The organism is Corynebacterium sp. SCR221107, from assembly GCF_027886475.1.
GTDB lineage: Bacteria > Actinomycetota > Actinomycetes > Mycobacteriales > Mycobacteriaceae > Corynebacterium.
In genome coordinates, this window is sequence record NZ_CP115670.1 from 152,261 (window position 1) to 172,805 (window position 20,545).

General features: G+C 62.2%; 16 protein-coding genes. 9 read left to right on the forward strand and 7 right to left on the reverse strand.

Going from position 1 to position 20,545, the window contains the following annotated elements; genetic code table 11:
• The first annotated feature begins 20 nt into the window (after positions 1 to 20).
• A complete protein-coding gene (locus PAB09_RS00745) occupies positions 21 to 1,367 on the forward strand; it encodes an aspartate aminotransferase family protein (protein ID WP_271034219.1) in 1,347 nt (448 codons plus the stop codon).
• Positions 1,368 to 1,394: 27 nt separating this feature from the next.
• On the opposite strand, the gene PAB09_RS00750 is transcribed toward PAB09_RS00745, so the two are convergent.
• Positions 1,395 to 1,754, reverse strand: a complete 360-nt coding sequence (locus PAB09_RS00750) for a hypothetical protein (RefSeq protein WP_271034220.1) — start codon at positions 1,752 to 1,754, stop codon at positions 1,395 to 1,397.
• 113 nt (positions 1,755 to 1,867) lie between these two features.
• Here PAB09_RS00750 and PAB09_RS00755 point away from each other — a divergent pair, with 113 nt between their 5' ends.
• The 4 genes from PAB09_RS00755 (at position 1,868) to PAB09_RS00770 (ending at position 5,907) form a co-directional block, all read left to right on the forward strand.
• Entirely contained in the window at positions 1,868 to 2,674 is an 807-nt protein-coding gene (locus tag PAB09_RS00755) for an ABC transporter permease (RefSeq protein WP_271034221.1), read from the forward strand.
• An 82-nt stretch (positions 2,675 to 2,756) separates the two neighbouring features.
• Positions 2,757 to 3,842 (forward strand): taurine ABC transporter substrate-binding protein, encoded by a 1,086-nt coding sequence (locus PAB09_RS00760; RefSeq protein WP_271034222.1) that lies wholly within the window; start codon positions 2,757 to 2,759, stop codon positions 3,840 to 3,842.
• Positions 3,843 to 3,940: 98 nt separating this feature from the next.
• Entirely contained in the window at positions 3,941 to 4,783 is an 843-nt protein-coding gene (locus PAB09_RS00765) for an ABC transporter ATP-binding protein (protein ID WP_271034223.1), read from the forward strand.
• Positions 4,784 to 4,854: 71 nt separating this feature from the next.
• Positions 4,855 to 5,907 carry an NAD(P)-dependent alcohol dehydrogenase gene (locus PAB09_RS00770; RefSeq protein ID WP_442873682.1) on the forward strand — a complete coding sequence of 351 codons (1,053 nt, stop codon included), beginning with the start codon at positions 4,855 to 4,857 and terminating at the stop codon, positions 5,905 to 5,907.
• A gap of 1,194 nt (positions 5,908 to 7,101) precedes the next feature.
• Here the strand turns inward: PAB09_RS00770 and efeB are convergent.
• The 3 genes from efeB to efeU all read right to left on the reverse strand — a co-directional run bounded on the left by efeB (position 7,102) and on the right by efeU (position 10,505).
• Positions 7,102 to 8,340, reverse strand: coding sequence for an iron uptake transporter deferrochelatase/peroxidase subunit (efeB, locus tag PAB09_RS00775; RefSeq protein WP_271034224.1), 1,239 nt, complete (start codon positions 8,338 to 8,340; stop codon positions 7,102 to 7,104).
• Positions 8,341 to 9,480: an iron uptake system protein EfeO gene (efeO, locus tag PAB09_RS00780; RefSeq protein WP_271034225.1), complete on the reverse strand. Its 1,140-nt coding sequence runs from the start codon at positions 9,478 to 9,480 to the stop codon at positions 8,341 to 8,343. It lies immediately after the preceding gene.
• A 188-nt stretch (positions 9,481 to 9,668) separates the two neighbouring features.
• The gene (gene efeU / locus PAB09_RS00785; RefSeq protein WP_271034226.1) at positions 9,669 to 10,505 is read right to left on the reverse strand and encodes an iron uptake transporter permease EfeU; all 837 of its coding nucleotides are present in this window, start codon (positions 10,503 to 10,505) and stop codon (positions 9,669 to 9,671) included.
• A 286-nt stretch (positions 10,506 to 10,791) separates the two neighbouring features.
• Here efeU and PAB09_RS00790 point away from each other — a divergent pair, with 286 nt between their 5' ends.
• Positions 10,792 to 11,478: a HEAT repeat domain-containing protein gene (locus PAB09_RS00790; RefSeq protein ID WP_271034227.1), complete on the forward strand. Its 687-nt coding sequence runs from the start codon at positions 10,792 to 10,794 to the stop codon at positions 11,476 to 11,478.
• On the forward strand, positions 11,475 to 12,482 hold the full coding sequence (locus tag PAB09_RS00795; protein ID WP_271034228.1) for a HEAT repeat domain-containing protein: 1,008 nt from the start codon (positions 11,475 to 11,477) through the stop codon (positions 12,480 to 12,482). Before PAB09_RS00790 ends, PAB09_RS00795 begins: the two co-directional genes overlap by 4 nt.
• 28 nt (positions 12,483 to 12,510) lie before the next feature.
• On the opposite strand, the gene PAB09_RS00800 is transcribed toward PAB09_RS00795, so the two are convergent.
• Entirely contained in the window at positions 12,511 to 14,448 is a 1,938-nt protein-coding gene (locus PAB09_RS00800; RefSeq protein WP_271035224.1) for a M13 family metallopeptidase, read from the reverse strand.
• Between the two features lie 216 nt (positions 14,449 to 14,664).
• Between PAB09_RS00800 and PAB09_RS00805 the strand changes: the two genes are divergently transcribed.
• Both PAB09_RS00805 and PAB09_RS00810 read left to right on the forward strand, forming a co-directional pair.
• Positions 14,665 to 15,249 (forward strand): hypothetical protein, encoded by a 585-nt coding sequence (locus PAB09_RS00805; protein ID WP_271034229.1) that lies wholly within the window; start codon positions 14,665 to 14,667, stop codon positions 15,247 to 15,249.
• A gap of 15 nt (positions 15,250 to 15,264) precedes the next feature.
• Positions 15,265 to 16,602, forward strand: a complete 1,338-nt coding sequence (locus PAB09_RS00810) for a PrsW family intramembrane metalloprotease (RefSeq protein ID WP_271034230.1) — start codon at positions 15,265 to 15,267, stop codon at positions 16,600 to 16,602.
• Positions 16,603 to 16,629: 27 nt separating this feature from the next.
• Here PAB09_RS00810 and PAB09_RS00815 read toward each other — a convergent pair whose 3' ends face one another.
• Positions 16,630 to 16,911, reverse strand: a complete 282-nt coding sequence (locus PAB09_RS00815) for a hypothetical protein (protein WP_271034231.1) — start codon at positions 16,909 to 16,911, stop codon at positions 16,630 to 16,632.
• Between the two features lie 288 nt (positions 16,912 to 17,199).
• Entirely contained in the window at positions 17,200 to 20,457 is a 3,258-nt protein-coding gene (locus PAB09_RS00820; protein ID WP_333780186.1) for an arabinosyltransferase domain-containing protein, read from the reverse strand.
• Positions 20,458 to 20,545 lie beyond the last annotated feature (88 nt).

Sequence of the window (20,545 nt, forward strand, 5' to 3'; positions counted from 1 at the left end):
ATGTGTAAAAAGGGGATCGAATGCCAATCCCGAAGTCAGAAGCTGGAAAAGTCGCCTACGCACTAGACCGCTCTCATGTATTTCACTCCTGGTCGGCACAGGACAAGATCGACCCGCTCGTGTTCGAAACGGGCGAAGGCTCCTACCTCATCGACGCCGACGGCAAGCGCTATCTGGACTTTTCCTCCCAGTTAGTGTTCACCAACATTGGCCACCAGCACCCGAAGCTGGTCGAAGCCATCAAGGCTCAGGCCGACAAACTGTGCACCATCGCGCCGGGGCATGCCGTCTACAGCCGTGGCCAGGCAGCAAAGCTCATCACCGATCACCTGCCGGAAGGCATCAACAAGGTGATGTTTACCAACGGCGGCGCCGACGCCGTCGAACACGCCATCCGCATGGCTCGCCTGCACACCGGCCGCTACAAGGTATTGTCGCAGTTCCGCAGCTACCACGGCGCAACGCAGCAGGCGATGAACATCTCCGGCGACAATCGTCGCTGGCCCAACGACTACGGCGCCGGCGCCACCGTGCGCTTCTTCGGCCCCTTCCTCTACCGCAGCGCCTACAACGCCACCACGGAGGAGGAGGAATGCCAGCGCGCACTCGAGGCGCTGGAAAACACCATCGCCTTCGAGGGGCCGGACGCCTTCGCCGCCATCATCTTGGAATCCATCCCGGGCACCGCCGGCTTCATGCCCCCGCCTGCCGGGTTCCTCGCGGGCGTGCGCAAGATCTGCGACCGCTACGGCATCGTGATGATCTTGGACGAGGTCATGGTTGGTTTCGGCCGCACCGGCACCTGGTTTGCCCTCGACCACTATGACGTGACCCCGGACCTGGTGACGTTTGCCAAGGGCGTCAACTCCGGCTATGTCCCGCTCGGCGGCGTGGGCATCAGCGATGCCATCGCCGCCACCTTCGCCGAGCGGGCCTACCCGGGTGGTTTGACCTACTCCGGGCACCCGCTGGCCACGGCTGCCGCCGCGGCCACCATCGAAATCATGGAGGAAGAAGGCATCGTCGACAACGCCCGCCACCTAGGCGAGGATATCTTCGGGCCGGAACTAGAAAAGCTCAAGGCCAAGCACCCCAGCATCGGCGATGTCCGAGGACTTGGTGCATTCTGGGCCCTCGAGCTGGTCACCGACCGGGAGTCCAAGACCCCGCTGTCGCCGTATGGCACCGTCAACGAGCAGATGGCCAAGGTCTTAAAGGCCTGCACGGAGCAGGGGTTGCTGGTGTTTAACAGCATGCACCGCATCCACCTGACCCCGCCGCTCAACCTCAGCGACGAGGATGCGCTCAAGGGTCTGGCTATCCTCGATGCCGCATTGGATGTCGCGGATTCCTTCTACGGCGCGTAGAAGAAACCCACACCCCACGGGGGCCTGTCACGGCGCCAAGTCCCACGGCCAGCGTTGACACTCCAGCCCCCACACCTTCGCCCCGGCAGCCACCGTGCCGGGGCAGGGCAAAAACTCAAGCGCCTTCATGCACGTGCGCACCACGCGCACGTCCTGCGCCATCACGCGCGGCTTAAGACCGCGCACCCACCCCACGCGAGTTGCGTGCGCCCTACCTAGCGATGACCATCCACGCATCATCCGCGCTGTGCCTCCACCCAATCCCAGGACAGGAATGACAACACCAGGGGTTGAACAGGCCTGAAGACACAGGCGGGTGATGTGGGCAGCGGCCATCGGCAGGCAGGGCACAACAACCGCACACACCGAACGAGATGGTGTGTCCACCTTCGTTTCTTTAGCGCGCGGGGATCGCACACAGCGTGAGCACCAAATAGGGAATTGACCAGCAATAACTGCAATGACTATGGAAAAGGGGAGCGCTCATGCTCAACAAGGGGATGACAAAGAAAAATAAGCTGATCCTGCAAATCTCAGTATTCATCGGCTTTATCGCCCTATGGTGGCTGATCACCGCCTCGGGTTCCATCAGGGAGGTCTTCCTGCCCCGCCCGGCATCGGTTGTCGAGGCGTTCATCAGCGCCAACGGCTGCCACCCGGTCGCCGAAGGGTCTAGCCGCATGGCCTGCGGTGAGCAAAACTACTTCCTGTGGCAGCACGTCCTCGCCAGCCTGCAGCGCATCGGCATCGGTGTGGGCCTCGCCCTCATCTTCGGCGTGGCCTTGGGCTTCCTCATGGGAATGGTGGAGTGGCTCTACGTCGCGGTCGAGCCGGGTCTGAACTTCCTGCGTTCGCTGCCACCGCTGGGCTACATCGGCCTGCTCATCGTGTGGTTCGGCGTGGGGGACACCTCCAAGATCTGGCTGCTGTTCTTAGCCGCCTTCGCACCCATCGTCTTGGGCACCATCTCCGGTGTGCGCAACACCCAGCAAGACCGCATCCTTGCCGCGTACACCCTGGGTGCCAACCCATTTAACCTGCTGACCAAGGTCATCTTCCCCTCGGCGCTGCCGGATGTCCTCGCAGGCATCCGCCTGTCCGTGGGTTTTGCATGGACCACCGTGGTCGCCGCCGAGCTCAACAACGGTATCCCCGGCATCGGCGGACTGGCCTACGTTTCCGGCACGCAGCTGAACACGGCGTTGACCATCGCCTGCATCATCTTGATTGGCATCGCCGCATTGCTTCTCGACGCAGTGCTTAAGTGGCTGACCAAGCTCCTGGTCCCGTGGCAGGGCAAGGCTTAACGCACCGGAAACAGCCCACACCGCAGCTGCCGCAAGGCAGCCCGAAGCATCTGCCAGAGAAAACACACTAAGGGGAACAAAGATGGCTATCAACCTTCAACCAAGCAAGATCTGCTCGAGCCGCGCCATTGCCTTGGCGGCGGTACTGACCCCGGCACTTTTTGCCACCGCCTGCGTCGGCCCGCCCGCCAACGAGCTGGCTGAGAAGTGGGGCATGATCGAGTCCAACGCCTCGGAATGCCCGGTGGCGGTGGACGAGACCGTCACCGACACCGTCAACATCGGCTACCAGCCACTGCCGGTGGGCGACATGCTCGTCTACGAACGCGGCCTGCTCGAGGCCTGTATGCCCAATGCCACCATCAACTGGCAGCGCTTCGAATCCAGCGCGGAGATCGTCCAGACCTTCGGCACCGGCGACCTCGACATCGTCACCCTGGGTTCCCCGGGCACCTCCCGCTCGCTGAGCAAGCCCCTGGCCTACGACGCGAAGGTCATCTGGGTTCACGACAAGATCGGCACCGCGGAGGCGCTGGTTGCCCGCGACCCGAACATCACCTCCATCACGGACCTCAAGGGCAAGTCGGTGGCCGTGGCCTCGGCATCGACCGTCCACTACGCGCTGCTGCGCTCCATGGAAGACGCGGGCATGACCGCCAACGACGTGAAGCTGGTATTCATGGGCCCGGACAAGATCCTGGCGGGCTGGCACACCGGCTCCCTGGACGCCACCTGGATCTGGGAGCCGACGCTATCGGAGATCAAGAAGGACGCCCACGTGGTCATGACCTCCGAGGACGCGGCAAATATCGGCGCCCCAACCTATGACCTGTCCATGGCGCGCCGGGAGTTTACCGAGCAAAGCCCCGAGTTCCTCAAGAAGTGGTGGGAGCTGGAGGACTACGCCGCCCGCGAGATCAACCGCGACCCCGAGGGGGCGGCCGCATCCGTGGCCATCCCGCTGGGCGCGGAGGCCGCCACCGTGCGCGAGCAGTTCAAGGGCTACACCTACCCGACGATCGAGGAGATCCAGGGCGAGGATCTGCTCGGCGGCGGCATCGGCGACCACCTGCACTCCGCGGCCCAGTTCCTCAACTCCGTGGGTGAGATCGACAAGGAATCCGATCTGAGCTACTACCGCGAGGCTCTCCTCGTGCCGAAGATCTAGCAGCCGCCAGGCGTCGGCAAGCAAAAACGCACCAGCAACGCCACGCAGTCCCAGCAAGCGAAACCACAAGCGAGAAAAGAAAAGAGGGGGCGACGAAGATGCCAACCTATTTCGAACCGAACTCGAGTACCAGCCCGGTCATCGAGATCGACAACGTCACCCAGACCTACTCCACCGACAAAGGCGAGCAGATTCTTGCGCTGTCAGAGACCAACCTGGTGGTCGAGCCAGGCGAGTTCGTCTGCATCGTCGGCCCGTCCGGCTGTGGCAAATCCACCATGTTGAAGATGATCGCGGGCTTTCTCGAGCCCTCCACCGGCGAGATCCGGCTCAACGGCAACGCCATCTCCAAACCCGGCAAAGACCGCGGCGTGGTATTCCAGCACGCCAACCTCTATCCGTGGATGAGCGTGCGCGAGAATGTCGCCCTCTACGGCGTGTTCCAGAACATCCCCAAGAAGGAACGCACCGCCACCGCGGAGAAATACCTGGCGATGGTCGGCCTCGAGGACTTCATGGACCGCAAGCCCTACGAGCTCTCCGGCGGCATGCAGCAGCGCTGCCAGATCGCCCGCGTGCTCGCGGCCAACCCCGAGATCGTGCTCATGGACGAGCCCTTCGGCGCGCTTGACCCGCACACCCGCGAGCGCCTCCAGCTGGAGCTGCTCGACATCTGGCGGGAGCTGCGACGCACCTACTTCTTTATCACCCACTCGGTAGAAGAGGCCGTACTGCTGTCCACCCGCACGCTGGTGATGAGCCCGCGGCCCGGCCGGGTCATCAAAGACCTGCGGATCGAGATCGGGGATGGCACACTCAGTGACGAGGAGAAACTCGAGCATCCCGACTTCGCCCGCTATTGCAAGGAGATCACCTCGCTCATCCGTGAGACCGAGGACGCCCTCACCGAAGAGCTGGAAAAAGAAGCAACGCGAAGCTAGGTATCGAGCAATCTAGATACCGTGCAGCACACAGATTTCAGAAGCAACAACCAACAGCAAGGAGAAAATGAATGACCATCGCCGGAAGTGAGATCCGCGCCTGGGGTGCCACCGCCATGGGCGGGCAGCTGGAGCCAGTGACCATCGAGCGCCGCGCGCTGCGCGCGGACGACGTGTCCATCCGCACCGAGTACGCCGGTATCTGCCACTCGGACATCCACACCATCGCCGGCGACTGGGGTGAGCGCAAGCTGCCGCTGGTGCCCGGGCACGAGATCGTCGGCATCGTCGACGCCGTGGGGCCAGGGGTGACCAAGTACAAGGTCGGCGACCGCGTGGGTGTCGGCGTGTTCTGCAACTCCTGCTGCGAGTGCGATCCCTGTAATTCCGGCGACGAGTCCTACTGTGAGGTCGCCCCGGTGGGTACCTACGGCATCGACGACCGCTACACCGGCGACTACACCCAAGGCGGTTACTCCCAGGGCATCGTCGTGCGTGAGCGCTTCGTCGCCCGCATCCCCGAAGGCCTCGATCCGGCGCAGGCGGCGCCGCTGATGTGCGCCGGTGTCACCACGTTCTCCCCGCTCAAGCACTGGGGCGCGGGCCCCGGCAAGCGGGTGGCCATCGTCGGCGTGGGCGGGCTGGGGCACGTGGCGATTAAGATCGCCGCCGCCATGGGTGCGGAGGTCACCGCCCTGTCGCATTCGACCTCCAAGCGCGAGGACGCCCTGCGGTTTGGCGCCACCGCCCACTATTCCACCGCCGATGGCCTCCCGGAGGAGCTGACCCACTACTTCGATCTCATCATCAACACCGTTTCGGTGGATCTGGACGTGGATGCCTACATGGGGCTGCTGCGCTTCAACGGCACCTTCGTTCAGCTCGGGCTGCCTTCCGCGCCGATGCAGGCCAAGGCGCGTTCCTTCACGCAGCGCCGCACCTCCCTGGCCGGCTCCCTGGTCGGTGGCATGCGTGAGACCCAGGAGATGCTGGACTTCTGCGCCGAGCACGGCATCGGCGCGGAGATCGAGCTCATCGACGCCGACTACGTCAACACCGCCTACGAGCGCACCGTCGCCTCGGACGTGCGTTACCGCTTCGTCATCGACGCGGCCACCATCTAGTAGACCCCAATACCCAGCCACGGATTCAGCCCCTGCAGAAGCGGGGGCTTTTTCGTGTCCGGGTGTTGCTTTCCGACGCCTACGGTAGGACATGCAGGAAGAAGCGGCAGCAACCACTGGCAAGCCGGTGGACGTCGGCACGCGAAGGCGCCGCTACGCGCAAGGCCGCTTACAGCGACAACCCCTCGCCACGCACACTGCGGCGAGGGGTTAGAACCAGAACGGTCAGAATGCAAGAAGGGTTGTTTCCAGAGTTGCAAAGGTCCCACTCAGTCCAGAAGTCGGTGAGACTCCGCAAATTGGTTGGTTTTGAAGGATCTTGAAAATTATTCAAAGACCAACGAAAGGTGCTGATCTTGTGCGCGCACTGAAGTGTGAAGCATTTGTGTGAATCTGATATCCATTAGCGCTTTTGGGGTGTTATTCTGGGTTGATTTGGGACGTATTAGGGGGCGTCAAGTAGACAATAACAATTGTGGACAATCGAATAGATTGTTGGTTACTGGTTTCTATTGACATGTGGGGGTGGCACAGCCTTCCGAATCTTGTGGACACGGTTTTGGATGTTGCTAAATGCTTGGTTCCGGCATATGTGTGTGGATGACTTGGAATGTATCTACCTCTCCTTGGCGTCTTGCAGACTAATGAAAATGATAATTCTTGTACTGCTTGTAATGTCGCGATAGCTCAAGGGTTGGATCCAGCCCTTTAACCTGTTTATCTAAATGATTTAGGCCATTTCTGGTGGGCTGTAAGCGGATTGTTCTTGGGTGCGCATAGAGTGGGCCTGGCCACTCGGCCTGTGGTATTGTGTCCGGAACCCGACGGTTGGGAAAGTGGCGCTAGGCGACCGGACGAGTGTCGGGCCCGGCCGCCTAGCACGTCTTATTCGCATGAGGCTGCGGTCTTTGGAGAAGCGATAGAAAAACTATCGCACGATAGAAACTCTAGCGTCTCTCGTGTGAAAGGGGCAACAAAAGTTTCATGAAACCCTCAAAAACTTTCCCTGCGGCTGGGATTTGGTGGGGTGAGAGGCCTTAAGGAATCCCGAACAGCTTAAGGTACATCCGAACGCCACCCAGTTGCACGGCGTATGTGCGACCCATGGGTGCGAGGACCGAGAGGCGTCGGCAAGCAACGCTTCCCGCGGCGGGGCGACCGGCGACGAAAAAAGGGTGAGAACAGGCGGCAAAACTAGGCGAACAAGCCGCTGCCGAAGTAGTCGTTTTCGTCTTTGACACCGGGGGCGATGGCGAAGATCGACTTCGATTCGTAGCGGACGTACTCGTTCATCTTGTCGGACTTGGCAAGCTTCGACTGGATCGGGATGAAGTCCTTCTCCGGGGAAGCAACCATGGCGATGAAGAACAAACCGGCGTTGAGGTGTCCGTAGGAGTCGGTACCTTCGGCGAAGTTATAGGCGCGGCGCAGCATGCGTGCACCATTGTTTTCTTGGTGGCTGGCAAGGCGCGCGTGAGAGGTCAACGGCACCACCGGGCCGGACGTACCCGCATACTCATCCAGGGGCAGCTCGTCGAACTCATTGTCGCGGCCCAGCGGGGCGCCGCTGATCTTCTTACGCCCGAAGGTCGCCTCTTGGTCGGAAAGAACCTGGCGGTCCCAGTTCTCAATGAGCATGCGGATTCGGCGGGCGATGAGGAAGGTGCCACCATCGTGCCAGGTGCCCGTGTGAGAAACCCACAGGTGCTCGTTGACCAGGTCGGTATCCTCGGCGCGCATGTTATTGGTGCCGTCTTTGAAACCAAACAGATTGCGCGGGGTCTGCTGGTCGCGGGTGGTGGCCGAGGCGTGGCCGAAGCCCATCTGCGTCCAGCGCACCTCCACGATGCCTAGGCCTGCCTTGGTTAGGTTGCGTACCGCGTGCATGGCCACCTGCGGATCATCCGCGCAAGCCTGAATGCACAGGTCGCCGCCGGAGATCTCATCGATGGTGACATCGCCGGAAAAATGTGGCAGCTCGTTGAGCTCCGCAGGCTTTTTGTCCTTCAGGCCGAAGCGGTCGTCGAAAAGCGACGGCCCGAAGCCGATCGTGATGGTGAGGTTCTTGGCCGAAAGGTCGTAGGCCTCACCCGTATCGCCCGGCACCTGCGCCTGGGAGACCTCATCGGCGCCCCCGTCGACGGCGGTCTCCCCACGGGTCATCCGCCGTGCCATCTGCGTCCACGTTTTCAGCAGCTCGACGAGCTGCTCGCGGTCGGTGGTGGTGACGTCGAAGGACGTGAAGTGGAGCTGATCCGGTTGCGCCGTGAGGATGCCGGCCTGGTGTTCGCCGTGGAACTCCACCACGTCAGTGGCCTTGCCTGAGGTCGAGGCATCGGAGCATGCCACAAGACCGGTGGCGCCAGCGGCGCTTGCCGCGCCCACGGCGCCGACCGTGCCGAGCCGAGTCAGAAACTGCCTGCGGGTTAACACTTAGGCCACGACCTCTTGGACGGTAGCGACCTTGGCGGTGAGCACGTCGAGAGCGTCGGAAAGCTCCTTGCGCTGATCCTCGGTCACCGTATCGTAGGAGACGAAGCCGTCGCCCTCGCGGTAGGTGTCGAGCAGGTCCTGGACCTTTTGGAAGTCGGCGTTGATTTCGGAAAGCAGGGTCTCGTCGCGCTCGGCCAGGGCCTTCTCGAGGGAGGCGATCGCGGCCTTGGAGCCGTCCAGGTTGGCCTGGAAATCGTAGAGGTCGGTGTGAGAGAAGATGTCCTCCTCGCCGGTGATCTTGCCGGTGGCGATCTCGTCCAGCAGGCCCTGCGCGCCGGAGGCAATCTGAACCGGTGCCAGCGTGTAGTCATCGGCATTGACGCCGTCGATAAGCTCCTGGATATCGGCGACCAACTGGGTGGAATCCGCCTTTGTGGTATCTGTGATGGCGCCGTCGACCCACAACTGCTTCTCAATCTTGTGGAAGCCGGTCCAGGTATCGCCCTCTTCAAGATCAGCCTCGCGCAGGTCGATGCGGGGATCGAGGTCATCCGGGAAGGACTCCGCAACTGGCTCGATGCGCTCATAGGGGGTGCGTGCCAGCGGGAACAGGCGCTTGGCCTCCTCCAGGTTGCCTGCCTGGATCGCGGCGTCGAACTCGCCGACGATCTGGCCCAAGGTGGTGGTCTGGGAACGCAGATAGGACAGGTAGCCGTCCACGGCCTCAGCCAAGACCTCATCGGTGGTGGCCTCGATGGCCTCACCGGTGACACTCAGTGATTGGGAATAGCCCTCGCCGACCATGCCCGGCTTGCAGGTCAAGGTGTAAGCACCTGGATCGGTGACCTGAACGACCAGCTTGCGGGTAGCGCCTGGGCCAATGTTTTCCACCTCTCCGATCACGCGCCCGCCGGAGGTATAAACGTAGAACTCCGTGGTCTTCTCGCCCTGGTTGGTCACCTCGAAGGTGGAGGTGCCGGTGGTGGCGGAATCGCCGTCGACCACGCAGGAGTCATCCTTTGCAGTCACGGTGAAGGCGGTCGCCTCGGACTCATCAACCTTGTCCGCACAGGCGGAGAGGGTCAGCGCAGAAACAGACACAGCGGCCAGGGCACAAACATTGCGGAGGGAGCGGTTCATGGAAATACGGATCCTTTGGGGTAAATGAAAGCGACATGCCTGAAAGCGTGCAGCGTTACAGGTGCGCAGGGGAAAGGCAGCCTGTGGGCGTCGGCAAGCACAGGCGATGCGGTTGTGGGGAATAAAAGGCTCGAAGCTGGCGCGGCCACCGCTTCGGTAGAGAGGGCAGGCGCCGTACTGCTTCCGGGCTAGGCGGGGACGGGCGCTTGCGCCTTGGGGGTCACCGCCTGCTTCGCGGGCTTGAAGAAGAGCCACAAGGCCACAACGAGGTAGGCGGCCCACGCGATCATCGACAAGGCGGTCGGTGCCGGAACGAGGTTGAAAATACCCTCGATGACCGTGGCCACCGTGGTGCCAGGGGCGATGATGTGCGAAATATCGAATGCGAGGCTGTTGAGACCCGGCAACACATTAGCCTCCTGCAAATCGGTGATGCCGTAACGGAGAATGCCAGCCGCAACGACGATCAGCAAAGCACCGGTGACCTGAAAGAACCTGCCCAGGTTCACGCGCACCGCGCCCTTATACATTCCCCACGCGACAACGACGGAAATGACAATGCCAAGGCTGAGGCCCACGGCCGGAATCGTGCTGTTGCCATAAGAAAAGGAATCGAAAACGAGCAGCGCGGTCTCAATGCCCTCACGGATCACGGCGATAAACGCCACCGAGATAACCGCGCCCTTGCCTACGGTGATGGCCTCGCCCATCTTGTTATTGAGATCAGCCGCCATGTTCTTCGACGCGCCACGCATCCACAACAACATGAAGCTGACAAGGGCGACGGTCACGATGGAGAAGATGCCGCCGACAAGCTCCTGGCCCTGGCTGGTCAGAGTCTTCGTGCCGAACTGGATGACGAGGAAAGCGGTGATCGTGGCGGCCAGAGCCGCAACCACGCCGAGCCAGACCTGCGGCAGGAACTCCCGGCGCTTCGACTTGACCAAAAACGCTACGAGGATCATGACCACCATGGATGCCTCAAGACCCTCGCGCAGGCCGATCAGAAAGTTAGCGAGAAACATGCGACCTTCTCGTTGGAACGTGTCATAAAGGTATGTTTTATGTTAGGCAAACCTCAAAATAATAAGGCAACCATTAGTGAGCATAGGCTATGCTAAGCTGACGGTGCAAGATGTGTTACCGATAAAGCACCAACTGCTCACGCAGTGGGGGTAACAACCCAACCCAGCCGCGCGGAGGATCACCGCTAAACGGTACGGCTTGACCCTCACACGGTGTCACGGTGTCTGCTTGATCTTCAGAGAAGAACTCGAAAGATCAACGACAGCTCAAGGAGGAGAAGCCATCATGACAACGTACGGGCCACGAGATGCATCCACGCTCATCGAAGCTCTCAGCGCCGACAACCCCAATACCCGCCTGCACGCGGCCATGGCCTGCGGCACAAGGATGGGAAGCAAGGCGAACAACGGTACGGCTAGCAGTCGCTGGGACAAAGCCGAGGCACCGGCGTACACCCCTGCGCTCATGGACGTGCTCATTGAGCGCTGCGCGGTCGAATCCGACTTCTTCGTCCGCGAGATGCTCACCTGGGCACTCATCCGGCACCCAAGTAGGCGGCTTGTCGACGCCCTTGTGCAACAGCTGGAAGATCCGCGCCCACAAGCCCAATCCCAGGCCCTGCACACCCTATCCAAGCTGGCTCTAAGTCCCCACCTCGTTCCCGGGCGAATATGGGAGGCCATCAAGGACAAGCACGTGGCAGATCCACATGATGAGGTGGCCACAGCCGCCTGGCGCGTGGCCGTGCTCGTGGTTCCGGAAGATCAACGCGCGGCGCTTACCACCAAGCTAGAAAAAGAGCGCACCCGCACGCATCCCGAAACCATCAAGAGCCTGCGACGGGCACTGGCGGCGCTGGGGCACGGGGCGGATTGTGCTACCGGCCGCGGCGATGCTGGCGTGTGTGAGGACACCGCCGATAACATGAAAGCCGCACTAAGGGTGCGAAACGGAGGGATCTATCTGCGATGAGAATCGGCGAGGTATCCGAGTACAGCGGAGTAAGCCGGCGCATGCTGCGCTACTACGACGCGGCGGGCATCGTTTCCCCCAGCCAGCGCGATCCAAACGGGTATCGCAACTACTCCGACGAGGACCTCGCCCGGCTGGTGACGCTAGAGACCCTGCGCGAGATAGGACTGAGTCTTGAATCAGCCGCCGAACTGCTAGCCCGCCCGCACACACTTAGTACAGTCATGGACCAGGCCATAGCCGGCCTCCGGCAACGGCTTGCCGACGACCAAAGGTTGCTCAACTACCTGCAACCACTGTCAGGTGCCGGAAGGCAGGGCGTTGCTGACCTCATGGCGCTGCTCCAGCGGCTACGAGGACTTCGCGGCGGCGGCGATATCGGCGCTGCGCTGACGATTCCTCGAAGCGTTGCGGTCGTGCCCATGCTGGAGGAATCGGATATCAACTTAAGCGGTGCGCTGCTGTGGAACCTGCAGGAAACAAACGAGGCGCTCGACGTCATCGCCGACGCGCTGAACTCTTCTGACCCGCAGCGGCGTAAAAACGCCGTGCAGGCACTCGGGCGGTTCACCTCCGCACGCTCGAAGCAGCTACTGCTTTTCGCCACTGGTGATGAAGACTCCGCGGTTCGGCGTCTGGCCACTTTCGCACTAGCCCGCCGGGGCGAGCTCGGGATGATCCCAGTGCTCATCGCCCACATCCGAAGCGGTGACAATGATGTCGAGGCCGGAGAGCTCTTAGGTGCCCTCGGTAACTCGGCAACACCAGTGCTCATGGAGCATCTTTTGCTGGGGCAAAGCCTGCCTCAGCAGCAACGCTCGCGTCTCGTCCAAGCACTCGGCGATATCCCAGGCTCAGATGAGCTGTTGACGAAGCTACGCGCTGACAACGATCACCAGATCGCCGCCATAGCCGCAAGCGTTGTGGCCTCCGCCCAGCGTCGCAAGCGTCCAACAGCCAAGCGTGCGACAGCCAAGCGGGTGACGCCGACACCCCAGGGATAAACGTGGGCAGTTCGAGCTGCCCGGGCGACTACCAGATGGTCACCCGCTTGTCCGGCTCGATCCACATGGCATCGCCCGGTGCGACCTCGAACGCCTCGTAGAACTCGGCGACGTTGCCGGCGATGACGTTGCAACGGAATTCTGCAGGCGAGTGCGGGTCGATGACCAGGTACTGGCTGGCCATTTCCGGACGGATCTTTGTGCGCCACACCCGCGCCCACGCCAAGAACAGCCGTTGTAGGCCCGTGTATGTGTGGGTGGTGAGTTCCGGGTCGGCGTCTGCTGCCTCGAAACGCAGCACCGGCGCGGAGTCAAAATCGAGGCCGCGGTCGGCGAGGTAGTTTCGGTAGGCCACCACGGCGATGCCGAGGCCGCCGAGGTCGCCGATGTTCTCACCGAGGGTGAACTCGCCGTTGACACCGGTGGATTCGATCCCATTGTCCTTGAGAACCTGCGGGACCAGACCCGAGAACTGCTCGACAAGCTTGGCTGTCAGCTGGCTAAATGCCTCCCGGTCGGCGTCGGTCCACCAGGAGTTGAGGTTGCCGTCGCCGTCGTATTGCGATCCCTGGTCGTCGAAGCCGTGGCCGATTTCGTGGCCGATGACCGCGCCGATAGCACCGAAGTTCTCCGCCGCGTCGGCCTGCGGATCGTAGAAAGGCGGGCGCAGGATGGCCGCGGGGAAGGTGATGTCATTGACCACCGGGTTGTAAAAGGCATTGACGGTCTGCGGGGTGGTCACCCATTCCGTGCGGTCGGCTGGCTTGCCGATCTTGCCGATCTGATAACGGTGAACGAAGGAGGATCCCGCGCGCACATTGGCCACGAGGTCCGCGCCAGCCGGGCTAAATTCCAGCGCACTGAAGTCGCGCCAGGAGTCGGGATAGCCGATCTTCGCGTTGAACTTCGCCAACTTGGCCAATGCCTTTTCCCTGGTCGCAGGGCTCATCCACGACAGCGCGGAAATGCGCTGGTGATAGGCCTTGAGCAGGTAGTCCACCAGCTCAAGCATGTCCTCCTTGGAGCTTTCCGGGAAGTGCTTATCGACGAAGCTACGTCCGATTTCCTCACCCACGAAACTCTCCGCCAGGCCCAACGCGCGCTTCCAACGATCCCGCTGCTGGGTAGCTCCCGACAACACGGTGCCATAGAACTCGAAGTTGGCCTTGGAAATCTCCGGGGTGAGCACACCCGCGCGAGAATTGAGAATGTGCCACAAAGCCCACAGGCGGAAATCGTCGAGGGACTCGGACTCCAACAAACCCACGAGATGCTCAAGATAGTCCGGCATCATGACAACCAGGCGCTGCTTGGGCAGTCCGGTGGCCGCGAGATACTCCTGAATAAGGGCAGGCAGCTGCTCGAACTCGGTGGGGTTAAACGTGGCGACCGCATCGCGGGTGCGCACCACGTCCCAGTGGCCTGCAGCGATCTTGGTTTCAAGCGCCACGATTGTCGACGCGGCTTCCTCAGGGGTGGTTCCCAGCACGCCGGCGTCATAAAAGCCCAGCATGCGCGCCACATGTTCGCGGTAGGCGGCCAGCGTTTCCGCCTGTGCGGGCTCCCGGTAATAGGACTCATCCGGCAGCCCCAGCCCGGATTGGAAGACGTAGGCTAGGGCATCGTCGCTGGCGGAGTCCTTTTCCACCCAGAACCCGATGAGGCCACCCACGCCCACCTCGTCGAGGCGGCCCAGGGAGGCGGCAAGAGACGCAGCGGAGCTGGTATCGAGATCGGCGAGGTCTGAATCCAGCGCCTTCATCCCAGCGGCGGTAACCCCCTCAGTGTCCATGAAGGAGGCATACAGCGTGCCCGCGCGGGTGTCGCGCTGGTTGCTGACGATGTCTAAGACCAGTTCCTCGGCCGAATCGCGCAGTCCGTGGAAAGTCCCATCCACGCCACGGTCATCGGGGATGACATGGCTTTCCAACCAGGGGCCGTTGACGAAGCGATAAAGATCATTCATATGCATGAGCCCCACTCTAATCAAAGTGATGACAGCACGGCGCACGGCCATCATGATGCGGACAGCAGGGCATACGGTGGTGGCATGGCCGACAGCGCGGAGGTTGCGCTGTTGAACCAGGCGCTGTCGAAGGGTATGTCCATTTCATTGCACAATGGGAAGGTTTTTCACGCTGTGCAGCCCAAAAACTCGGCCCAAGTAGGTACGTTGGGGTTCATGTCGAGCTACCGTAACCGTCCAGCCATCCGCCCCTGGCACTGGATCACACTTATCCTGGTTACCGCCTGTGCGCTGTCTTTACCTATCGCGGTCAACGCCGTCTTGCCCGATAAGCAAAAGCAGGGCATCCCGGTAGACCTTGGGATCAACAGCCTGGAGGGTGAATGGAGCCTCCCGCTCACAGATGCCAACGGCGCTGATGTCCTCTGTAAAAAAGATGCCAGCTTGCCGCTGATCGGGGGATTTGATTGCGATGGCACAATGGTGGTCCCGTACGTTCACGAAAATGGTGTCGATCCCGACACCACCCTGCGGCGGATGGTGCGGGCAACAGGCAACCTCGAACAGCTCGACCAGTATCCGATCACGAAGCAGGGGCCGCTGAGCATCATTGAGGTAGCGGGAACCTGGCCGGGGATAGGCATGTCCATCCAAGGCACCGGCGACCATGAAGGGTTATCGATGTTCGTCTACGTCGAAGGCCCGGATGACTATTACTACGCGCACCTGGTCGCGGACGTGCTGCTTCAGGAAGCGGGCGTTGCGAAAAGTGATGCCGAAGAATTCGAGCTCGCCGCCTAAGTCAGGGAAAAGACAATGAATCCACCTACCCCGCCAACAAACAACATGAACCCTTATAGTCCGAACTCGCACGCGTCCCACGGGCCGCACGCTGCCTACCCGGCGCAGCCGTCCTTCGCACAAGGGATTCCGTCCCCCGGTGCTCAGCCAGGGCCTCATCCCGGTCCTTACCCCGGCGGATCCCCAGCGCTTGAGCCTGCAGGGGAGGCCGAAAAGCAGCCGGGAAGCGGATCGGGTATGCGCCAATACCGGGGCGTTCGCATTACGTTGTATGTAGCCATCGCGTTGTCGATGATCACGGTGATCCTCATGTTCATCACCTTCGCATTCCAATCGCCGGTCGGGCTGCTGGTGGGCGTGCCCACCGCCGCCATCTACTTGGCCATCGGGCTTGCCATTTTCCGCTTCACCCCCATGTGGCCTCAACCGGCACTGGGGCTGACGCTGGCGGCGCTGGGCTGGGGTTCTGGTTTCGCGATCTCGGCGGTGTTTCTCGTCGCCGGTGTCTGGGGGGACATCACCACGAAGCTGGATATCCCCGCCGCCGAGATGTCCTTTAGCGGCGCATACCCAGAAGAGATCATCAAGGCGGCAGGGGTGATGGCATTCCTGCTGTGCTTCCCGCAGCTGAACCGGCCGTGGCACGGCTTTGTTGTGGGCGGGCTGATCGGATTGGGCTTCGATACCTTCGAAAACCTAGGGTATGCGGTCATCTTCGGCATGCTCGACCCCAACTCGGATGCGGCGGGTGCTGCCTCCGTGTGGACGCTACGCATCGTCGCCGGCCCCTACCTGCACGTGATCCTCAGCTCGATTGCGGGCTACGGCCTTGCCTTGGCCATGCTAAGCGGCAAGCGCACCCCCACGGGCGCTCCCATTGGATTAGGGCGCCGCCTGGCCTATGCCATCGGCGGGTTTGCCATCGCCTTCCTCGCCCACTTCATGTGGAACTACCAGCCGGACAGCGTCGTCGTGAACACGGTAGTGATCGTGGTCGTCTCCTTGATCATCTACCCGCTGTTTATCGCTGTGTGGATTCATTGCTACAAGGAGGCGAAAGCAGAAAAGGCGAGTTCGACTGTCGCCTCTCATGGCGCCGAAATATTGGGAAACCGGGCGGGTGAGCCGTACACCGCCACCTTCGCACCGGGTAGCATCGCCGGGCAGGCGGCACCGCATCCTGCGGCGGGCCAGCCACAGTGGCCGGCACCGCCTGGAGGGATACCCCCAGTTTCCAGCGGGGCGGAAGGCTCCTTCTTGCCTCAGATGCTTCCGGCAACCATGCAGCCGCCACCGATGCCGGGTGGCCAACCCCAGGTGCGGCCACCGGAAGCGGATAGCCGCCATGACTAATGCTGCTAGCCAAGGGTGGGATGGCGTCTAGTTGAGCAGCTTCAGCGAGTGCCGCGCCGGGTTCGTCGGGGTGGTCGAGGAAGTGTGCGAGATCTGCCCGGCCTGGCTGGCTGCCGCTTCGGCGGCGGCATCCTTGGCCATGTTTGAGTCTTGATTGTTGACTTCCGCATTGATGAGGCTTGCGACGGTGACTTGGTTGTCTTGAACTTGATCGTCCTCACCCAAGCTGACGAACGCGCTCGTGGCCAAGGACGCAGTGACGGCGACGGAGGCGAGCACGGCAATGGTTGACTTCTTCAACGACTTCATGCCGATGTGCCCTCAACTTTCTTCATTGACTGTTGCGCCCATGGTGCGCCCGGAACCTGTCATCAACCTGAAAAGTGACAATTCGTCGCCTGCCAGTTCTTTAACAAACGAGGCTCGGCAATCCTAGGAAACGGCCAGCCTGGTCGTCGGAAAGCACGGCAAAACTGCATGTGGGCCGGGCTATGGCGCAGAAAGAAAACCCCACCCCGGTTGGCATAGCTTTCTTGAGCGAAGCTGATGCCGCCCCGAGGTGGGGAAATTGATCGCACTCGTCACCGTAAGAGAGGCCTACTGGCTGGTATCCACGTTCATTGCGCCGGGGTACCACAGGCCGGAGCGGGTGATGATCTCCTCGTCGATGACGGCCTGCTGCGGGGCCTCACCCACCGAGTTGGTATACGGGTTATAGACCTCGATGGAACCCCAGTCGCGCTGCCAATCGTCCTTAGCGTAGGCGGGCAACTGGTAGGAATAGTTCACGGCCTCGGCGGTGCCGAGCACACCGCCGCCGTCATAATCCTCGAAGGAGGCGCCGGACATCTTGCCGTCATAGTCGGCCGTAATGCGGTATTCGGGGGTCTCCACCACGCCGGCATAGTGGCTAAACGGGCGCTGGCACGGGAATTGCAGCGGCACCGCCCAGTCCAACAGCACCGGGGCCGTTGATCCGACAACATTGTTCAAGGTGTCCATGCTGGGCACGCGCGGCGGGGTAAATGCCAGCCACTGGTTGGAATCCAGGCTGGAGTCGATGGCATGGATGCGAACCACATCGGCCTCGGCAGGCAGATCATCCAGCGGAAGGCGCAGGTTACGCCACGAATTCTCCGGCCCGATATCGAGCATGCGGGTCTCGCCGAGCATGTCTACCTCACCGTTGTCGCCGGTGCGCCCGTACTGCAGGAACAGATCCTGCCCCTCCTTTTCAATGCCATCGGTGTCGAAGTGCTTGATGCGGCCCGCCGCGGACACGACGAGCAAGGGCGCATCCTCGCTGCGCGCGGGCAAGGAATACCACGAGGTGGTGGTCTCCGCGTAGTACTGCTGGCCCTCGGTGTAGGATCCGAGGACCGGAACCGAGGTGTAATCCAGGTTGAAGGGCAGGTTCGCGTTGGAACCATTCGCACCCGATTCCGTGCGCACGGTGTCGGAATCGCCCGTCGTGCTGTCTTCCACGGAACCGGCCTTTGCCTCTTGTGCCGACGAGGCGCGCCCGGTGTCGATCTCGTCGTTGACCACGACGGAGATGCGGTTCGGGTCGAAGCCGCGGGTGTTCTCATCGCCCAGGGAGTCCGCCAGGCTGCCCTCGAGCGGGGTGAGGAAGGAACCGTTGGAGTTGGTTTCTACGAGCACATCGTCGGCGAGCGCACACGTGTCGCCGCCGAGCGAGCGCAGGTTACCGAGGCCCACGGTGTAGGCCGGGTATTGGCTGATGAATGCCTTTGCAAACACGGCGGAGTTAAACAGCACGGTCAGCGCGCACAGCACCGCGATCGGCGCAGAGGCGATCAGCGTTGTGCGGCGGGTGGCCGGGGCGGTGACTTCGGCGGTGGGGTTGACGTCATCCTTGTGGAAGTCCTTGCGGAAGGTCAAGACCACGCCCGCAAACAGCACCAGCATGGCGATGAGCAGCATGACGGTCGCCGCTTCGATCTCCTTGAACTGGATGGTCTTGTCCCACCACGGGATGGCGTAGCTGGAGGTGTACCACCAGCCGTTGGGCCCTGCCAGCGCGAGGGCGAAGACAAAGAGCATGCCGCCGGCCACCAGGACGCGGGTGCGCAGCGAGCGCAGGGCGACTTGGGACAGGGCCACCGCCGCCAGCCCCGCCAGCGCGGCACCCAAGCCGGCGTAGATACCGAAGTGGTGCGACCATTTCGTGGGGGTAAACATCAAGAAGAAGACGGTGCCCGCGATGATCAAGGTCAGGCGGCGCGCCGGATCCTTGCTGGAGCCGGGGACCTTGCCGTTGCGCAGCATCGAGGCGATGACCACGACGAAGGCCACGACAACCATGAGGAAGGCCAGGCGGCGCGGGTAGGAGCCGTCGACGGAGCTGCTCATCAGGGTCTGGTAGCGCACCAGCTCGAAGTACCAGCGCAGCGAGGGGCCCTTGTCCGCGCGAACCGAGATGGACTCCGTGACGGTGCGCAGCGTCTGATCGCCGAAGACGGCGATGAGCACGGAGAATCCGGCGGCGAAGAAGGGGGCAAGCAGGCCAATCCAGGTCCGGCGCTTAGCCCGGGGGGAGGAGCTGGCATCGGCGCCGATGAGGGTGATGACCTTGTGGTGAATAAGGCGCAGGATCTGCGAGAAGCAGGCCAGCAGCGCGGCCACCGCCATCAGTCCGGTCGGGCCGCAGGCCAAGGTGAAGGCCGCCACCGCCGTGCCGACGACGCCGGGGAACAGCCGACGGGTGGCAATCGCCCGCTCAAACAGCAGCCAGGTGGCCAGCGAGCCGAGGGCGATGATGGGCTCCGGACGCAGGCCGTTGTTGTAGGCCTGCCAGAAGGCGAGGAATACGAACGCGGCGGTCCAGTGCGCCACGCGGCGGCCGTCGATCTTGTCGCCCAGCAGCGGCATCACCATGCGCGAGAGCATAAACCAGATCACCACCGCGGCGATCAGCGAGGGCAGGCGCATCCACATGGAGGCGGTGGACACGCGGGCGAGCACGCCAAGGAGGTCGTAGTACGGGGCGCCGAAGGGGGACTCGGGTACGCCGAACCACCGGTAGTAGTTGGCCATGTAGCTAGAGTCGGCCGAGGCACGAGCCATGGTGAGGATGAAGCCATCGTCGGAGGTGTTGGCGCCGAAGATGTACCAGTATCCCAGCAAGGCGCCGACTACCGCGTCGAGGCCGGTTGGCCTGAAGGCACCCGGGCGCAGCCACGGGATTCGACCACGGCCGTCGAGACGGTCGAGCCTGAACACGCACGCCATGGCCACTAAAGTCAGCAGGCCACCCAGGTACATGGCTGCGGTCTTGATGAAGGTAGGCGAGGAGGTGTAGCGGGAGTTGATCTCGACGTGTGCGGCCAGGCCGGCGTCGGCAAGCGAAGCCGCCTGCGCGCTGGAGTCGATCTCGGTGTAGATGCCGGTAACCTGTGGGCGCATGTCATCGTCGGTGGTGGCGATGTAGTCGTTGCCCTCCGGGTCGCTGGCGCCTGGAATTTCTGCCGTCGTGCCGTCCTCGTTGGAGGAAACCTTGATCACGGCATCGTCGGGAAGCGCGGTGACCTCCTCCTTCGTTAGATCGAGGAGGAGGTCACCGCGCACAGCCACATCCAGGCTGCCGTCGAAGGAGCGGACGAAAAGCCCTCGGCCGAAGGCCTTGTCCGAGTCTTGCGGCAGGGTGCCAACGAGGAGGTCCTCGCCCTCGCGCAGCTGCGCGATCGCGGCGACCGGCACGTCGACGTCGATGTATTCAGGCGCATAGCTTTCCAGCGGCGCGCTGACGGAATCCAGCGTGCCCGACTGTGGCCAGGACAGCGAGGATTGCACCTGGTTGACCGGCAGGAACGGGGTAAGGATGAACGCCAGCATGGCCACAAGCCCGCTGATCGTTGCTACCCGCAGCAGCAAGGTGCGCTGCCGCGGGTCGACGCTTGCGACGTTATCGGTTGAGAGTGTG

Coding starts and splice junctions, on each gene's coding strand:
- PAB09_RS00805 (WP_271034229.1), top strand. CDS start 14,665: ATGTCGAGCTACCGTAACCGTCCAGCCATCCGCCCCTGGCACTGGATC.
- PAB09_RS00820 (WP_333780186.1), bottom strand. CDS start 20,457: ATGCTGGCGTTCATCCTTACCCCGTTCCTGCCGGTCAACCAGGTGCAA.
- PAB09_RS00765 (WP_271034223.1), top strand. CDS start 3,941: ATGCCAACCTATTTCGAACCGAACTCGAGTACCAGCCCGGTCATCGAG.
- PAB09_RS00815 (WP_271034231.1), bottom strand. CDS start 16,911: ATGAAGTCGTTGAAGAAGTCAACCATTGCCGTGCTCGCCTCCGTCGCC.
- PAB09_RS00810 (WP_271034230.1), top strand. CDS start 15,265: ATGAATCCACCTACCCCGCCAACAAACAACATGAACCCTTATAGTCCG.
- PAB09_RS00790 (WP_271034227.1), top strand. CDS start 10,792: ATGACAACGTACGGGCCACGAGATGCATCCACGCTCATCGAAGCTCTC.
- efeU (WP_271034226.1), bottom strand. CDS start 10,505: ATGTTTCTCGCTAACTTTCTGATCGGCCTGCGCGAGGGTCTTGAGGCA.
- PAB09_RS00745 (WP_271034219.1), top strand. CDS start 21: ATGCCAATCCCGAAGTCAGAAGCTGGAAAAGTCGCCTACGCACTAGAC.
- efeO (WP_271034225.1), bottom strand. CDS start 9,480: ATGAACCGCTCCCTCCGCAATGTTTGTGCCCTGGCCGCTGTGTCTGTT.
- PAB09_RS00755 (WP_271034221.1), top strand. CDS start 1,868: ATGACAAAGAAAAATAAGCTGATCCTGCAAATCTCAGTATTCATCGGC.
- PAB09_RS00770 (WP_442873682.1), top strand. CDS start 4,855: ATGACCATCGCCGGAAGTGAGATCCGCGCCTGGGGTGCCACCGCCATG.
- PAB09_RS00760 (WP_271034222.1), top strand. CDS start 2,757: ATGGCTATCAACCTTCAACCAAGCAAGATCTGCTCGAGCCGCGCCATT.
- PAB09_RS00795 (WP_271034228.1), top strand. CDS start 11,475: ATGAGAATCGGCGAGGTATCCGAGTACAGCGGAGTAAGCCGGCGCATG.
- PAB09_RS00800 (WP_271035224.1), bottom strand. CDS start 14,448: ATGAATGATCTTTATCGCTTCGTCAACGGCCCCTGGTTGGAAAGCCAT.